The sequence below is a fragment of the Bradyrhizobium sp. CCGB12 genome, from assembly GCF_024199845.1.
Lineage (GTDB): Bacteria > Pseudomonadota > Alphaproteobacteria > Rhizobiales > Xanthobacteraceae > Bradyrhizobium.
The window spans coordinates 7,560,480-7,573,941 of record NZ_JANADO010000001.1; the positions used below are offsets into that span (position 1 = coordinate 7,560,480).

The window sequence follows — 13,462 nt, forward strand, 5'->3', positions numbered from 1 at the left end:
AGCGTGCAAGACCGCACGCCAGAATCTCAGCAATTTCGGAGAAACGATCACCACTTGCGAGGTTTGTCCTCGGAGCCGCACGATCCTGTTGAATCATCGTGGTTGACCATTTACTGCGGCGTCGCAGGTGGCTAACCAGGCATCGATCTCATGCACGAAATAGTAAACTAGGCGAGACCCACAGCGATGGTGGGGCGGCCCGATCTTGGCCATGCGCCACTTGGCGAGCGTGGATCGGCTTACGCGAAGGTACTTTGCTGCTTCAATGGCCCGCAGCCGTCGGCTTTGTTCTTGATGCACCTTCATGCTCCTTGGCGACTATGATTCGTCTTGTGCCAAGGAAGCTGTCAGACGTCGCTTATAGCGTCAGGTGATACAATGGCGCGCATTTACTAGACTGGCCCCAGCGGCTGGGATGATCGAGCCCAATGGCTTCGAGAAATTCGGGCTCGAACAGGAAGTATCGCCAAGACTCTTTCGGGTGCACCATATTGCGCTCGACGCGGCAGTAGCTTGCCTTCATTGCATCTGGTCCGCCGAACGCAGGCGTGTTCTTGAGGATCATCGATGCGCATTCGTAGGCCCTTAGCCAATCGTGTCCGTACCAGATTGACATCTTCATTGGATGCTCGAGCACATTAGGAGGTGCGTCCGCATCCGTTTTGAGCGTTTCGCTAAATCTTTTTTGCTGAAAGCGCGCGTTTCGAACAGTGTCGCAACGCATCAGATCGATCATATCCTGACGGCAACGGTCCACGATGCCAGACGAGCGGCCTCGGTTCTTAGGTCGACTGGGCCCCAATTGCTGGCAGTATCCGCGAGCAGCATGACTCACCAGCCAATCGGGAACGGGTACCTTATGGCGATCGCAGAAGAAAAGCGCGGCTGCTGGCGCGAGTTCGATGCCGGCATCAGTCGCCATTTGCAAATTATCGAGCTGACGCTGTCTAGGGTCAGCTGCTGAGCGCGTTCGATGCACTACCATGGCTCGAAACCCCCGCAATGATTCGTCATCACGATAATATTCGAGAGCCTGCGATCAAGAATAATCGTTTTACATAGTAGTAGTCGATCTTCACAATTTCCATCTGGTACAAAGGAGCCTCTGATTGCGTCCGTAATGAAGACGGGATTCGCATGTCAGTCACTCCACTAGAGACGCTCCTTGCTCATAAGGTCATAAATCTGGCTGCCGAGCTCTCTGGAGCAGAAAAGCGGGTGGCTGGGGCGCTAATTGATCATTTCAACCGTCGCACCGGACAGTGCGACCCGAGCCTCAATACGCTCGCTGATCTTATTGGCATGAGCCGTCGCACGGTTATGCGTGCGGTCGCTCGTCTGGAACGGTTGAGCCTCTTTCGGAGGGTGCGACACGGTGGGAAGTTCCACCGTAATAGTTACGAGCCAATCTGGTCCTCGTTTAGAGAAGCCGAAGATCGGTGGAATGCTCGACGCAAGTTTCGGAAGCAGAAGTTCGCGTCGCTCGATGTGTCACCTTCGACGGGACAGACGCGGCATCCTGAGGGTGACGGGCATGGCCACCAAACCTATTCTAGGAATCCACCATATAAAACCTTAGCAGCCAAACGTCCTGAGGGTTCGGCCGCGCGAGCAGCGCCAGCTAGAGGCTTGACGACGGAGTTGCCGAGGAAGGAGTTCAAAGCATCCAATTCTAGAGTGACGACGATGTCTTCCTCAAACGTAGCGCGTATCGCTGCCGAACGGCGATGGAGCGATAATCTCCGATGTGAGCTGTCGACGAAGGTAGCGGTGTACGGAGCAATCGTCGATTTCATTGACGAGCCACTTCGTAGTGCTGCCACGGAAGCTGAACTCAACTGTCGCGGTGCTGGGCTGCGACTTGTCCTGCAGCGCTACCGCGATAGTCCCGTGAAGATGGGAGATCGTGGTGAATAGTCAGACCGGGGGGGCGGGTCAAATCTCAGGGCTGCGCGCAAGCACGGACCGGCGCCTCTCTCATTCAGGGATTTTTTTCCTGCGCAGGCAAACTTTTGAGCCTGTAGATGGATGTATTTCGGGCCCATCACCGAACCAACCATCTGCGTGGGCAGCTAAAGACTGTAACCCTCTGAAGGTGCAGGGTCTTTTCGGCGCAGTTCGTTATGCCTCCCTCGCTGTCTGCCTCAACTTCGTAAGCAGCCAACAAAATCGACGATTATTTTCCTTCGCGGCAAGGTGAACACCGGCAGACCAGCGCAAAAAAAGACGAATCAAAACAACGGCCGTGGTTTGGAAAAAATGTCGCGAAATTCCCTAGGGGGGAGGGGGGTGTCCGATGACATGGCAATGTGCAAAAGGCCGAGACAAGACATGACACACGCGACGTACCCAGAAGAAGCGAACGCGCGACTTCAAATCGAATACTGGCCGCTTGATCGGCTAATCCCCTACGCGCGCAATGCGCGCACTCATAGTCAGGCTCAGATCGCCGAGATCGCCGGCAGCATTCGCGCCTTCGGCTTTTCGAATCCGATCCTCGTCAGTGAAGATGCAGATATCATCGCGGGACACGGCCGGCTGGCCGCTGCTCGCAAGCTTGGCCTGACAGAGGCACCGGTCGTGGTCCTCCGAGGATTGACCGAGGTGCAACGCCGTCAGTTGGTGCTTGCCGACAACCGGATTGCGCTAAATTCCGGTTGGGACAGCAAGATGCTGAGCCTCGAATTGGCGGATCTATCCGGCTTGGGAGCCGATCTCGCCTCTATTGGCTTCAGCAAGAAGGAGTTGGCGGCCGCGCTTTCGCGGGTCGAGAGCGGCTTAACCGACGAGAACGACACCCCCTCGGTCGTTGAGGCCGCAGTCTCCCGACCTGGAGACATTTGGCAGCTCGGCCCCCATCGCGTTGCGTGCGGCGACAGTCGAGATGCAGCTCTCGTCAGTTCACTGCTGGCTGGAGTCTTGCCTCAATTGATGGTCACCGATCCGCCTTATGGCGTCGAGTACGACCCGGAATGGCGTCATCGTCGCGGCGTCAACAATTCCAAGCGGACCGGCAAAATCCGCAACGACGAGATCGCCGACTGGGCGCCTACCTGGGGCTTATACCCAGGCGAGATCGCTTATGTCTGGCATGGTGCTTTACGGTCGACCATCGTAGCCGAAAGCCTTCTCAAGAGCGGCTTTTCGATCCGCGCGCAGATCATCTGGGCTAAGGAGCGCTTAGTCATGAGCCAGGGAGACTATCACTGGCAGCATGAGCCCTGCTGGTATGCGGTACGGAAGAAGGGTAACTGGACTGGCGATCGCAAGCAAACGACTGTCTGGAATATCAGCAGCGGCGGGCAGGATGCCGAGACCAAGCATTCGACCCAAAAGCCGGTCGAATGCATGCGCCGGCCGATGCTGAACAACTCCAGTCCCGGACAGGCGGTATATGAACCGTTTCTTGGAAGCGGAACGACCCTGATCGCGGCGCAATCGTGTGGGCGCATCTGCTTGGCATCCGAGATCGATCCATTTTTCGTCGATGTCGCGATCCGCCGTTGGCAAGCCTTTACAGGTGAAAAAGCAATTCGCGAACGGGATGGCACGTGCTTTGAACTCCTGGAGAAGGAGACGCAGTCCGCAGGCGGCGCTCGTGATCGGCTGGCGTGATCGGAACGGACATGCGGGGCCGTCGTCCAAAACCAACGAGGATCAAGTCTTTGACGGGTAATCCGGGGAAGCGTCCCCTCAATTTGCACGAGCCGCGGCCCGAACCCGCGCTACCCGAATGCCCACCGGAACTCAATTCGGTTGCCAAGCGCGAATGGATGCGGCTGACCGGCGAGCTTTCCAAACTTGGTCTCATAACTCACCTAGACCGCGGCGCGCTGGCTACCTACTGCGGCGCATATGCGATGTGGGCGGAAGCGATGGAGCAAATCCAGAAGTTCGGCACGATGGTCAAATCACCGACAGGATATCCGATACAATCACCCTACCTAGCAATCGCCAACCGACAGGCGGAGATTATGATGCGGATCGCGTCGGAGTTCGGTTTCACGCCCGCAAGTCGCAGTCGGATATCCTTGCCTTCGCAAGATCAGCTACCACTCTTTGATGGGGACGATGGAGAGATCTGAGCGCCCTGTGGACATTCGCGCTTTTCGCGGCCAGTAGTTTAGAACGGTTGTGCAAATAAGACGGGATAAGTTTTCGAGATGGTCGCATATGCGAGCTATACGGCTCAGGAATTTCTCACTACGTCGGACGATGCGATTTTCGCCCGCCTGGTTCGAAGTGATGCAGTTTCTGGCTTCAGCCAATTCTCTCACAAACAAGGATGGTCGTGGGGTGAAGCCGTCCGGCTGATGAAGTCGGCTTGCGAACAGCTCATCATCGCAGATGTACGATACTCAGATGTCGGCATCGTTTTGGAATACCGCATCCCCCGCCGAGAAAAGCGGTTGGATGCTGCCTTCCTATTTCGCGAAACTATCGCAGTTGTTGAGTTTAAAGCAGGGAGCGCCACAGCGACGAGTGATGCTTTGGCTCAAGTCGCCGACTATTGCCTCGATCTGGCCTACTATCACGCGGAGAGCCAAGGGAGGAAGATCGTTCCCATCGTGTGCTCGACGGAGGCGCAGTCCAGTCAGGTGGTGCCTACATCCGATTCGACGTTGATCGAGGATACGCAGTGCGTCGGTGAGGCGGATTTCGCGGCACTGTTGACCCGCATCGCGGACAGCGACAGGAAGGGGACTTCTGATAATATTTCGCACGTGCGGTGGTGCGCGAGTTCCTATCGACCGATTCCTGGAGTCATTGAAACCACGGTGAGCTTGTTCAACAAGCACGGCTCGGACGACATCAACGCCGCGCTGGCCGACCGCGATACGATCGATCGCTCTATGAGGGCGATCGAGGGTATCGCGCGAGAGTCTCGCGAGCGGAGCCAAAAGACTTTGTGCCTTCTCACGGGCGTTCCCGGCGCGGGCAAGACGCTAACCGGACTTCGTATCGCGCACAGTCCGGAATTTCTGCAAGCCGGCTGGCGGAGCGTCTTCCTGTCGGGAAACGGTCCACTGTTGAAGGTCCTGAAAGCTGCTTTGGCGGCAGACTATAAGGATCATCAGGGCTGCACCAAAGCTATCGCGCAGCGACATGCCGAATCATTGCTCCATAGCGTGCATGCGTACCTTGCCGAAGCCCAAAAGACCGAATCGCCGCCGTCAGAGAGCGTTGTGATTTTTGATGAAGCGCAGCGCGCCTGGGATGCAGCCAAGATGCAGAAGATGGCGGCGCGACAGCGTAGCTTTGGTGCCGTGTCTGAATTGTCTCCACCCGTTACGGCAACTTCGGAACCGGCTCAGATCCTGGAAGTAATGAACCGCCATGCAGGGGGCGTCATGGTCGTGGCCCTCTGCGGAAGCGGGCAGGAGATCCATGATGGGGAAGCTGGTGTTGGAGAATGGATCGCCGCTCGAAATCAGTCCTACGCCGATTGGCGGCTCATCTGTAGCCCTTCTGCAATAGAGCGAGCGGGTGTGGACGCCGCGGGCGTGAATGCCGAGGTGTGGCCAAGTATGCATCTGACCAGCTCAATCCGCAGTCATCGTGCGTCTGAGCATGCTGATTGGGTGGATGCTGTACTGACGGGACGTCCCAAAGATGCCCGCCAACACATAGATCACACCGGCTTTCCGATAGCCCTCGTCAGGCGCCTCGATGATGCCAGAGCGTGGCTACGCAAGACGACCCTCGGCTCCAGGCGTTTCGGCTTGGTCGCGAGTTCGGGCTGTTCTCGCTTGAGACCATATGGGGTCGAAGTTGCGGCGGGGTTCAGGAAGGAATTGGACTACGCTGAATGGTTCACCGCGCCGCGAGGTGATTTGCGATCGTCGTTCGCATTGGAGACTGCGGCAACGGAATTCGAGTGCCAGGGCCTCGAGCTGGACAGGGTAGCCGTTTGCTGGGGGTGGGACCTGACCCTATGCGAGGGTGAACTCTTGCCGCGGACGTTCCGCGGCACCAACTGGACCAACGTGAGGCGGCCGAGGGAGCGTGAGTACACGATCAACAAGTATCGTGTTCTTCTGACCAGGGCACGTGAGGGAATGGTGATTTGGGTGCCTCTAGGAGACGAGGCGGACCCGACCAGATCGCCGTTGGAGATGGACCGGCTAGCTGATTACCTGGTCGATTGCGGGGCGCAGCCCATTCGGCACTCGGTCGACGGCTCACTTCTTCCATAACTTCTATTTTCCGAATCCGGCCAAGCCGCGCTACCCGTGCGCCAGGCCGCCGCAAGCCTGTACCTCGCCAAGCGCTTCCCTTTTTCGGGCCGGTTCGGTAATCCAGCCTTGATGTCGGGAGGCGTCCGTCGGGAGCACTCGACGCCATCGTGGCAGGGCTCGACATTCTGATATCGAGAAGCGAGACGGGCTTTGACGGGAGCAGTCGAGGGAGATTGGCGCAAGGTTAGAGAGGGCATCCTTCGGCGCGACAAATTTAAATGCGTCGAATGCGAGACGCCATGCAGCCGCGGTGACGCTGACATTCATCATCTCCTTCCACGATCGGCCGGTGGTACCGATGAACCTTCAAACTTGGTGACGCTGTGCGACGGCTGTCATGCGGCACATCATCCCAAACTTGCTGCCGGACTAGGTCGCCGCGCCATCGAACGGTGGGCCGTGAGACTGGCCCGATGGCTCGATCGCCGGGGTGAGGTCCCCGAGGAGGGTCAGAACTTCGGGCCGGCGCTCCGGTTATTCGGCTTAGATCGCTTTCGGGACGGTCAGCTGGCGGTCATCCAAGCAGCCCTTGCGGGTCGATCGATTCTGGTTGTCAGCCCGACGGGTTTTGGCAAGACGCTGTGCTTTCAATTGCCGGCAGTTTTGCGACGGCAGGTCAGCGTGGTCGTGTCTCCCTTGAAAGCGCTCATGGGCGAGCAGGTCTCCGCGTTGCTGAGGCGCAAGATTCCATCCAGCTTTATCAACAGTGACATTGACGTGGATGAGAAGCGCCTTCGCTACCGGCTGTTGGCGAGCGACCATATTAAGTTGCTGTATGCGGCGCCGGAACGGTTCTTTGTTCGAAATCTCAATGAGCAACAGCTGCTGCGGTCACTTCGGCCCGCGTTTTTGGTGATCGACGAAGCTCACTGCGTTGACCAGTGGGGCGTGGATTTTCGGCCGGAGTATGGCCGTCTCAAGGAGGTTCGCGAAGCGCTGGGGTCACCGCCGGTTTTGGCGTTCACGGCGACGGCTGGACAGGACATGCAAGAACGCATCCTGAAGTCGCTCGGTATCCCGGACGCGCAAGTATTCGTGCGCGGAGTTGACCGACCCAACATTGCGCTTTGTCGATGGAGCGTGGCAGTCGACGAACGTCCTGGAGTTATCGCGCAGCTTTGTCGCGTTCGTATGCCAAGTCGCGGTAAGGTGATGATTTTCGTACCAACCCGGAAGATTGGGGAGGCGCTACAAAAGCATCTTAGCGAACAGGGTTTAAGAACGCCGTTCTATCATTCGCAGCTCGGTGACGCCTGGAAGCGGGAGCAGCTCTTGAAGAGATTCTCCGGGGAAAGTCGGCCGGAGGTCGATCGAATCATCTGTACGAGCGCGTTCGGTATGGGCCTCGACATCAAAAACGTTCGCTTGGTCATCCATTGGCAGCATCCATCTTCCATTGAGGACTATCTTCAAGAATTCGGACGCGCCGGCCGAGATGGCAAAGCCTCTGTTGCAGTGCTGCTGCACGATCGGAGCAATACACGGCGCGGTATCGGTCTTTTGCAGTTTATGGCTGATCGGGCGGTGGGGAACGCCCAATTGTCCCCTGCCGAGGCCTTAGCCGCGTCAAACCACAAGGCCACTCAGATCGATCGAATGGCACGCCTAACGACGTGCCAGGGATGCTTCCGGGAGGCTCTTGTTGGATATTTCACGGGACCCAGGCGAGCTGTACGCAGGAGCTTTTCAACTTGGCTCCTAGAACTCGTGTTTGCGGATCGCGGAGTGCGGCAGCAGAGGGCAGATTGTTGCGATTCGTGCCAGCAGCGTCTCATCAGCCGCCAGGGGCCGCTCGCCTTCGTCAGCAAAGTGTTGTGCGACTAGTTGCCGGTCGGCCGTAGGCCGACTTCTTCCATAACATCTCATTTGCGAACGCCCGCTCCTGGGCGCGCATGCTGTGTAGTCGCGCTCAATCGCTTTCGCTCCGAACTTGATCAGCGACTTTGAGGCGGGATTTGTATCCCAGCATTTACCCTTTCGGTCGCGTCAAAGACGCCATAGTGCGGGCCATGTCATCGATTGCGGATGCTCCAATTCAAAAGGCGATTCAAAGCGTGTTAATTCGACGAACTGAAGCATGCTTTTCGAGATGGTGCTTCTGTCTCAAAGCCAGAGCGAGCGCCGGGCAATCGGCAACGACGTGGCTATGCAGCCACCGGCCTAAATTGGCCGCAACTAAGATGGGCGTCGTATGCACTTCGAGCGTCACAGCGGTCCGATGCTGGACTCTCCACGACAGAGGCGAGAGGCTACGCATCCAGATGAATATGGTAGAGCTTCATCAGAACCACTTTGACAAGCTCTTCAGCTTCATGGAGGTCGGTATCGGTGATCACAGGATCCGCACGTCCGTAGGTAAGAGCTTCGCGCCGTCTGGCCATATTCTCGATCTGCACCCAGACGTCGTCTGGCAGAGTGATAGAGGTCTTTAGGTCGGCCGGCACCCGCGGTGCGCGCCGCAAAAGCAACTTTAGGTCCTTCTCATCAACGCCAGGGTCTAATTCATTTACCAAGTATGCGCGCAAGGCCGAGGTGAGAGTCAGATCTAGCAGGTTGAATGAAAACCAGTTCGCCTGTTCTAGCGGCTGCTTAGCAACCGTCGTTGCAGCGACCACCCCTTCGTAGAGACCCTTTACCCAGGGCTTTCGCTTGACCAACCGAAGATTTTTGGCCGCCATGCGCTCTGCAAGCCTTGGTCTCGACTTCGGAGCATCAGGAAGGAAAGACCTTCGCGCGGTGATGAAGTCGGCGATCGGCACATCGACGATCCTACCAACATTGTAGGCGAAAACCTTATCGGACCAGTCACCCATCCACGTGCGCGAGATTCTGGCGTAATCGGCCACCACTGTAACCAGCCAATCGTGAAGTGCAACGAAGACATGATGTTTGGTGCTGACGTCCGACTTACTGCTGTTCCATGGCATTTCGCCGGCATCGCCACGAAGTGATACAATTACCTTTGTTAGGGCAATCTTCGGGTGCGGAAGGCCGGCTTGGCCGCGCGTAAACCCAACATCGAAGCTCTTCATTGCGGGAGCCACCAGTCGGTCGTTGCAGTAGAAATAGACGCCGTACTCGCCGGCCGTAGGGCTGGATTCGCTACTGAGGCCAGCTAGGACTTCGACCTCAACTATGCGGTTCTTCGGAGTTTCAAGCTTGCCCGTATAGTGTCGCGGCTCGTAACCGGGTGGGAACGACCAATCATCGAAGAAGCGCGGCATCACCGGCGTGCCATTAAGCTCAAGCGATACCCCAGGGCGGGTAAGATACTTCGCGTAGGTCGCGCCGAGATGATTCCGAAGGAGTTCAAGAGAATCATCGGAGATTTTCACACGCAGCTTCTGAAGCTCAACGTGGGTTGTGCGTGGTGGAATAGCGTCGACGCTAAAGAGCGGCAGCTCCCAGTCGTCATCGTTGAGCCATGTCTCATCAAACTCTACCTGGTACGTCCCTCCGTCGCCGTACCGCGTTCGAATCTTGATGTCTTCTGCGAGCGCCACCACTGCACGTTTTGTTCCGACCCCGAAGATGCCGATAGTCTCGTCCGTCGAGGATGATCCGGACTGACCTGGTCCAACAATGAAGCGCAACTCGTCGCGAGCCAGACCGCCGGCATCGTCCTCTACCCGGATTGTACCCTGCTCTTCGTCGAGGCTTAGCTTGATATTGATAGCGCTTTTCCGGCCGGCTCGGGTCCAGACATCGAAACCATTGTCGACCAGCTCGCAAATCGACTTGTTCAGATCATAGTCGGCGATGATCGAAAGAAAGAGCCGCTTGGACGGTACAGCATCCAGCTTTCCCACCTGGCGTTTCATTCAAATTCCCTCACCAAATTCTTGCATGTATAGCGGGCATCGCAGATAATTGCGCGCGGAAGTTATTGGTTGGGGTGGGATATTGCAGTACGTCAACAGGGAATTAGTCGCACCGCCAGCGCCGTTTCAGAGCAGCGCCGCGCAGGCTGAACGAAGTGACTTCCTTCGCTACATGCGAGAGAGCCCAGAGCGCCTCTCGCAGACCACGCCGTCCTCCCGACGCTTCGAGCTGGCCCAGGACGAGACCCTGTTGGCGCTCGATAAACTCTTCAAGGGCAAATGCGCCTTCTGCGAGAGCCGCGCGCCTCTAAACGCCCGTCTCTTCAGGCCAGCAGAGGAAGCTGAGCCGTTGGCGAAATCGGAATTTGCGCACCTCTACTACGCATGGCTCCGAACAGACTGGGGGAACGTCTACGCGGTTTGCAGCGCGTGCGCGAAGGCGGCAGGTAACCAGTTCCCCGTGGACAAACTAGACCGAGGCCCGCTGCCGACTACTGCGGAACTGGAGGCGTTTACGAACGAGAACTATGGCTTGTGGCGATGGCACCATCGCGACCGGCGGCAGTTGCTGGATCCTTGCGAAGATCGCAGCATTGCCAGCCACCTAAGTTTTAATCTTTCTGGTGGAATTCAAGCTTTTTCCAGGGTAGGTGCCCAAACGATTGCCGTATTCAACCTCGATCGCCAAGACCTTGTCGCTTCCCGCGCAGCCGCATTCGATTCCCATGTTCAATTGCTCTTGAGCGAACTAGAGCGCGGGATTCCTCCGAACGTCTTCGACTTCCAATCTCTCGAGTATGGGGGAGGCTGGAGCCTTCTACTCCGCCGGCTGCTCGACAGAATAGGGCGTCGACTCGATCAGACGTTTCGTTTCCGCGCAGACCAAATAGCCAGTACCATCGTCCGTATCTGGAGTACTCCCATCGGACAACAAGCTATCCGGGCTGGGCTGGAGGACGTCCGCAACCCAGTGGAGCGAGCCACTATCGCCCGTCCGGAAAGTCGAGGCGAGCCTCGGCGCCTGATCGGCGTTCATGTCACCAACTTCAAGGCTCTTGAGAACCTTGAGCTGATACTCCCGCCCGCAATATCGCCAGACACGCGTGTGGGGCGGGAAGCAGAGGCGTCAGCCCTACTTATTCTCGGCGAGAATGCCGCTGGCAAGAGCTCGATTTTAGAAGCCGTAGCGCTTGCCCTCACGGATGAGCGTACCCGGAACATCGTCGCGCGCTCGCCAGCAAGTTTTGTTCTCGATCCTACTCTGATGGGAGCCGACAATCTGCCTTCACCACCAGCGGCGAACGTACGTCTCAATTTTGAGGGGGGTGGCGAGCTCACCTTGACTGTCTCCGAACGTTTCGACGAGGCAGGCGCCACCGACAATCTGCCGCCGGTCTTCGCCTACGGCGCGTTCAGGCAATACGCAGGTCGATCACCAAGCCGGCCGCCGAAAGGGCACATCGCCACGCTGTTTAAGTCAGAGACGCTGCTTGCGAACCCCGAAGAGTGGCTCCTCAAACTGCCCGACGATCATTTCGCGATGGTGGTACGTGCGCTCCAGCGCATTTTGATGATCGAGGGGGACCTTGAGGTAGTGACCCGCGACACCGCCAATCGCCGATGCCTGATCGTAACCAAGGTTGGAGAGGGACCAGAGGAGCGGTTGATTAACACACCACTTAGGGTTGTTTCCTCAGGTTTTCGTTCCGTCTTGGCGATGGTATGCGACGTACTGGCGGGATTGATAGCACTGCAGCCCGCGTCGCAACGCAAGAGTTTCGGAGAACTCGAGGCTGTCCTACTGATTGATGAAGTTGAGGCCCATCTCCACCCACGGTGGAAGATGCAAATAATGGCTGCGTTGAGGAGAGTGCTCCCTAAGGCCACGATCATTGCGACTACCCATGACCCGCTCTGTCTGCGTGGGATGCATGACCAGGAGGTCGTCGTACTTAATCGCGCCATAAAGGCAGGCAAGGAAAGTCAAGACGATCTACCCGTCTTTGTCGAAGCTGTGTTCGCGCTTCCAAACGTCGAGAACTTGACCGTGGAACAGCTTTTGACATCAGACTTCTTTTCGATGTTCAGCACGGACTCTCCCGCAGCTGAATTCCATCTCGCAAAGCTAGGAGATCTAATCGCACGGGAGGCTCGAGGGGAAGTGCTGGACGTATCCGAAGAGACGACGCTCAGTGACCTTCGCAAAGAGGTCGTGGATGCACTATCGCTGGGTTCCTCAGAAGTGCAGCGTCTGATCGAGGAAGCTGTGTTCGCTTACATCCAGAAAAGGCGCGGACTACGAGCCCTCCAGCTCGAGACCCTCAGAGGCGACACACGAGAGCTTATTGTGAAAGCTCTGGAGGCGTACTGACGTGCGGGGGGTCTTTAGGGGAAATAAACCACCGCCTGCCGCTCTCGCCGCACGAAGTAAAAAGGGCACGGAGCTTGAGCGAGTGCGCGCTCACATGGTGGAAGTTCTTCCTCCGGGCATGAAGCGGAAGGCATTTCCATTCCAGGCCTACAAAGCAGAAGGTGTGAAGAAGCGTCTCGAAGAGCTCTTCCACGGCAAATGTGCCTACTGCGAATCGCTCTATGCGTCCCAAGCTCCAGTTGATGTGGAACACTACCGGCCGAAAGGACGGGTCAAAGATGAACATGCCCATCCAGGCTACTGGTGGTTGGCGTCCGAGTGGACCAATCTTCTTCCGAGTTGTCTGGACTGCAATCGGAGACGCAAGCAAGCTGTCCCCACCATCACTGGTGATCTATCGGTACTCCACGCAGGGATGCTGACTGGCAAACAGGACAGCTTCCCCGTGCTGGGCACGCGCGCCACGGAAGAGCTGGATGACCTCGCTAGTGAGCGGGCGCTACTCTTGGATCCCACGCGCGATGACCCCGACGAACATCTCTCCTTTTGGCTGGGGGGAGACCGCGCTGCAGGGCTGGTCTATCCAGCGCGATCAGGCGGCGCAGCGGCAGGACCTTTGATTTTGCCAGCAGTAGTCGAAGATGCTGCGACTATCGGTAACCATGCTTCTGCTGCCGGAGTGAGTGTGCGCGGGGCAGTTTCAATTCAGGTCTATGGCCTTAACCGGCTTCGTCTCGTTCAGGAGCGTGCACGGCTGCTGCAGCAGCTCCGCTTTCTCGAAAGTGTGCTTCTGGATGTTAGCGAGGTCTCGCGCGACCTCGCGGCGGTCAATGTCACAGTTGCGCGTCAGGAACTCACTGACGCCGCGGATCGTCTAGACCGGCTCCAGCGTCGAATACTTGATCAGATGCAATCGCTTGCAGCGCCCACTGCGCCCCATTCAGCGATCGCCAGGGAATACCTGCGTGACTTTCGTAACCGCATTGCATCTTTGCCTCCGGCATAATGGCACACGGCAACTCGTGGCACTG

General features: G+C 57.3%; 10 protein-coding genes. 7 read left to right on the forward strand and 3 right to left on the reverse strand.

Features of this window, described 5'->3' with window-relative positions:
- Positions 1-93: 93 nt before the first annotated feature.
- Together NLM27_RS44200 and NLM27_RS34630 are read right to left on the reverse strand one after the other, a co-directional pair.
- Positions 94-306 (reverse strand): helix-turn-helix transcriptional regulator, encoded by a 213-nt coding sequence (locus tag NLM27_RS44200; RefSeq protein WP_375142293.1) that lies wholly within the window; start codon positions 304-306, stop codon positions 94-96.
- A gap of 52 nt (positions 307-358) precedes the next feature.
- A complete protein-coding gene (locus NLM27_RS34630; RefSeq protein WP_254147534.1) occupies positions 359-922 on the reverse strand; it encodes a hypothetical protein in 564 nt (187 codons plus the stop codon).
- A 215-nt stretch (positions 923-1,137) separates the two neighbouring features.
- Between NLM27_RS34630 and NLM27_RS44205 the strand changes: the two genes are divergently transcribed.
- The 5 genes from NLM27_RS44205 (at position 1,138) to NLM27_RS34650 (ending at position 8,063) form a co-directional block, all read left to right on the forward strand.
- Positions 1,138-1,917 carry a helix-turn-helix domain-containing protein gene (locus NLM27_RS44205; protein ID WP_375142294.1) on the forward strand — a complete coding sequence of 260 codons (780 nt, stop codon included), beginning with the start codon at positions 1,138-1,140 and terminating at the stop codon, positions 1,915-1,917.
- A 414-nt stretch (positions 1,918-2,331) separates the two neighbouring features.
- Positions 2,332-3,615 (forward strand): site-specific DNA-methyltransferase, encoded by a 1,284-nt coding sequence (locus NLM27_RS34635; RefSeq protein ID WP_254147535.1) that lies wholly within the window; start codon positions 2,332-2,334, stop codon positions 3,613-3,615.
- A 50-nt stretch (positions 3,616-3,665) separates the two neighbouring features.
- Complete coding sequence (locus NLM27_RS34640; RefSeq protein WP_254147536.1) at positions 3,666-4,085, forward strand: phage terminase small subunit P27 family; 420 nt, start codon at positions 3,666-3,668, stop codon at positions 4,083-4,085.
- Between the two features lie 78 nt (positions 4,086-4,163).
- Entirely contained in the window at positions 4,164-6,197 is a 2,034-nt protein-coding gene (locus NLM27_RS34645; RefSeq protein ID WP_254147537.1) for a DNA/RNA helicase domain-containing protein, read from the forward strand.
- A gap of 192 nt (positions 6,198-6,389) precedes the next feature.
- Entirely contained in the window at positions 6,390-8,063 is a 1,674-nt protein-coding gene (locus NLM27_RS34650) for a RecQ family ATP-dependent DNA helicase (protein WP_254147538.1), read from the forward strand.
- A gap of 425 nt (positions 8,064-8,488) precedes the next feature.
- On the opposite strand, the gene NLM27_RS34655 is transcribed toward NLM27_RS34650, so the two are convergent.
- Positions 8,489-10,060 carry an ATP-binding protein gene (locus NLM27_RS34655; protein ID WP_254147539.1) on the reverse strand — a complete coding sequence of 524 codons (1,572 nt, stop codon included), beginning with the start codon at positions 10,058-10,060 and terminating at the stop codon, positions 8,489-8,491.
- 250 nt (positions 10,061-10,310) lie between these two features.
- On the opposite strand from NLM27_RS34655, the gene NLM27_RS34660 reads away from it, so the two are divergent.
- Both NLM27_RS34660 and NLM27_RS34665 read left to right on the forward strand, forming a co-directional pair.
- Complete coding sequence (locus NLM27_RS34660) at positions 10,311-12,431, forward strand: AAA family ATPase (protein ID WP_254147540.1); 2,121 nt, start codon at positions 10,311-10,313, stop codon at positions 12,429-12,431.
- 94 nt (positions 12,432-12,525) lie between these two features.
- Complete coding sequence (locus NLM27_RS34665) at positions 12,526-13,437, forward strand: hypothetical protein (RefSeq protein ID WP_254147541.1); 912 nt, start codon at positions 12,526-12,528, stop codon at positions 13,435-13,437.
- The last annotated feature ends 25 nt before the right edge of the window (positions 13,438-13,462 follow it).

What these genes read in the sequence shown, in the direction of transcription:
- NLM27_RS44200 (WP_375142293.1), bottom strand. Translation starts at nt 306, where the DNA reads ATGAAGGTGCATCAAGAACAAAGCCGACGGCTGCGGGCCATTGAAGCA.
- NLM27_RS34630 (WP_254147534.1), bottom strand. Translation starts at nt 922, where the DNA reads ATGGCGACTGATGCCGGCATCGAACTCGCGCCAGCAGCCGCGCTTTTC.
- NLM27_RS44205 (WP_375142294.1), top strand. Translation starts at nt 1,138, where the DNA reads ATGTCAGTCACTCCACTAGAGACGCTCCTTGCTCATAAGGTCATAAAT.
- NLM27_RS34635 (WP_254147535.1), top strand. Translation starts at nt 2,332, where the DNA reads ATGACACACGCGACGTACCCAGAAGAAGCGAACGCGCGACTTCAAATC.
- NLM27_RS34645 (WP_254147537.1), top strand. Translation starts at nt 4,164, where the DNA reads ATGGTCGCATATGCGAGCTATACGGCTCAGGAATTTCTCACTACGTCG.
- NLM27_RS34655 (WP_254147539.1), bottom strand. Translation starts at nt 10,060, where the DNA reads ATGAAACGCCAGGTGGGAAAGCTGGATGCTGTACCGTCCAAGCGGCTC.
- NLM27_RS34665 (WP_254147541.1), top strand. Translation starts at nt 12,526, where the DNA reads ATGGTGGAAGTTCTTCCTCCGGGCATGAAGCGGAAGGCATTTCCATTC.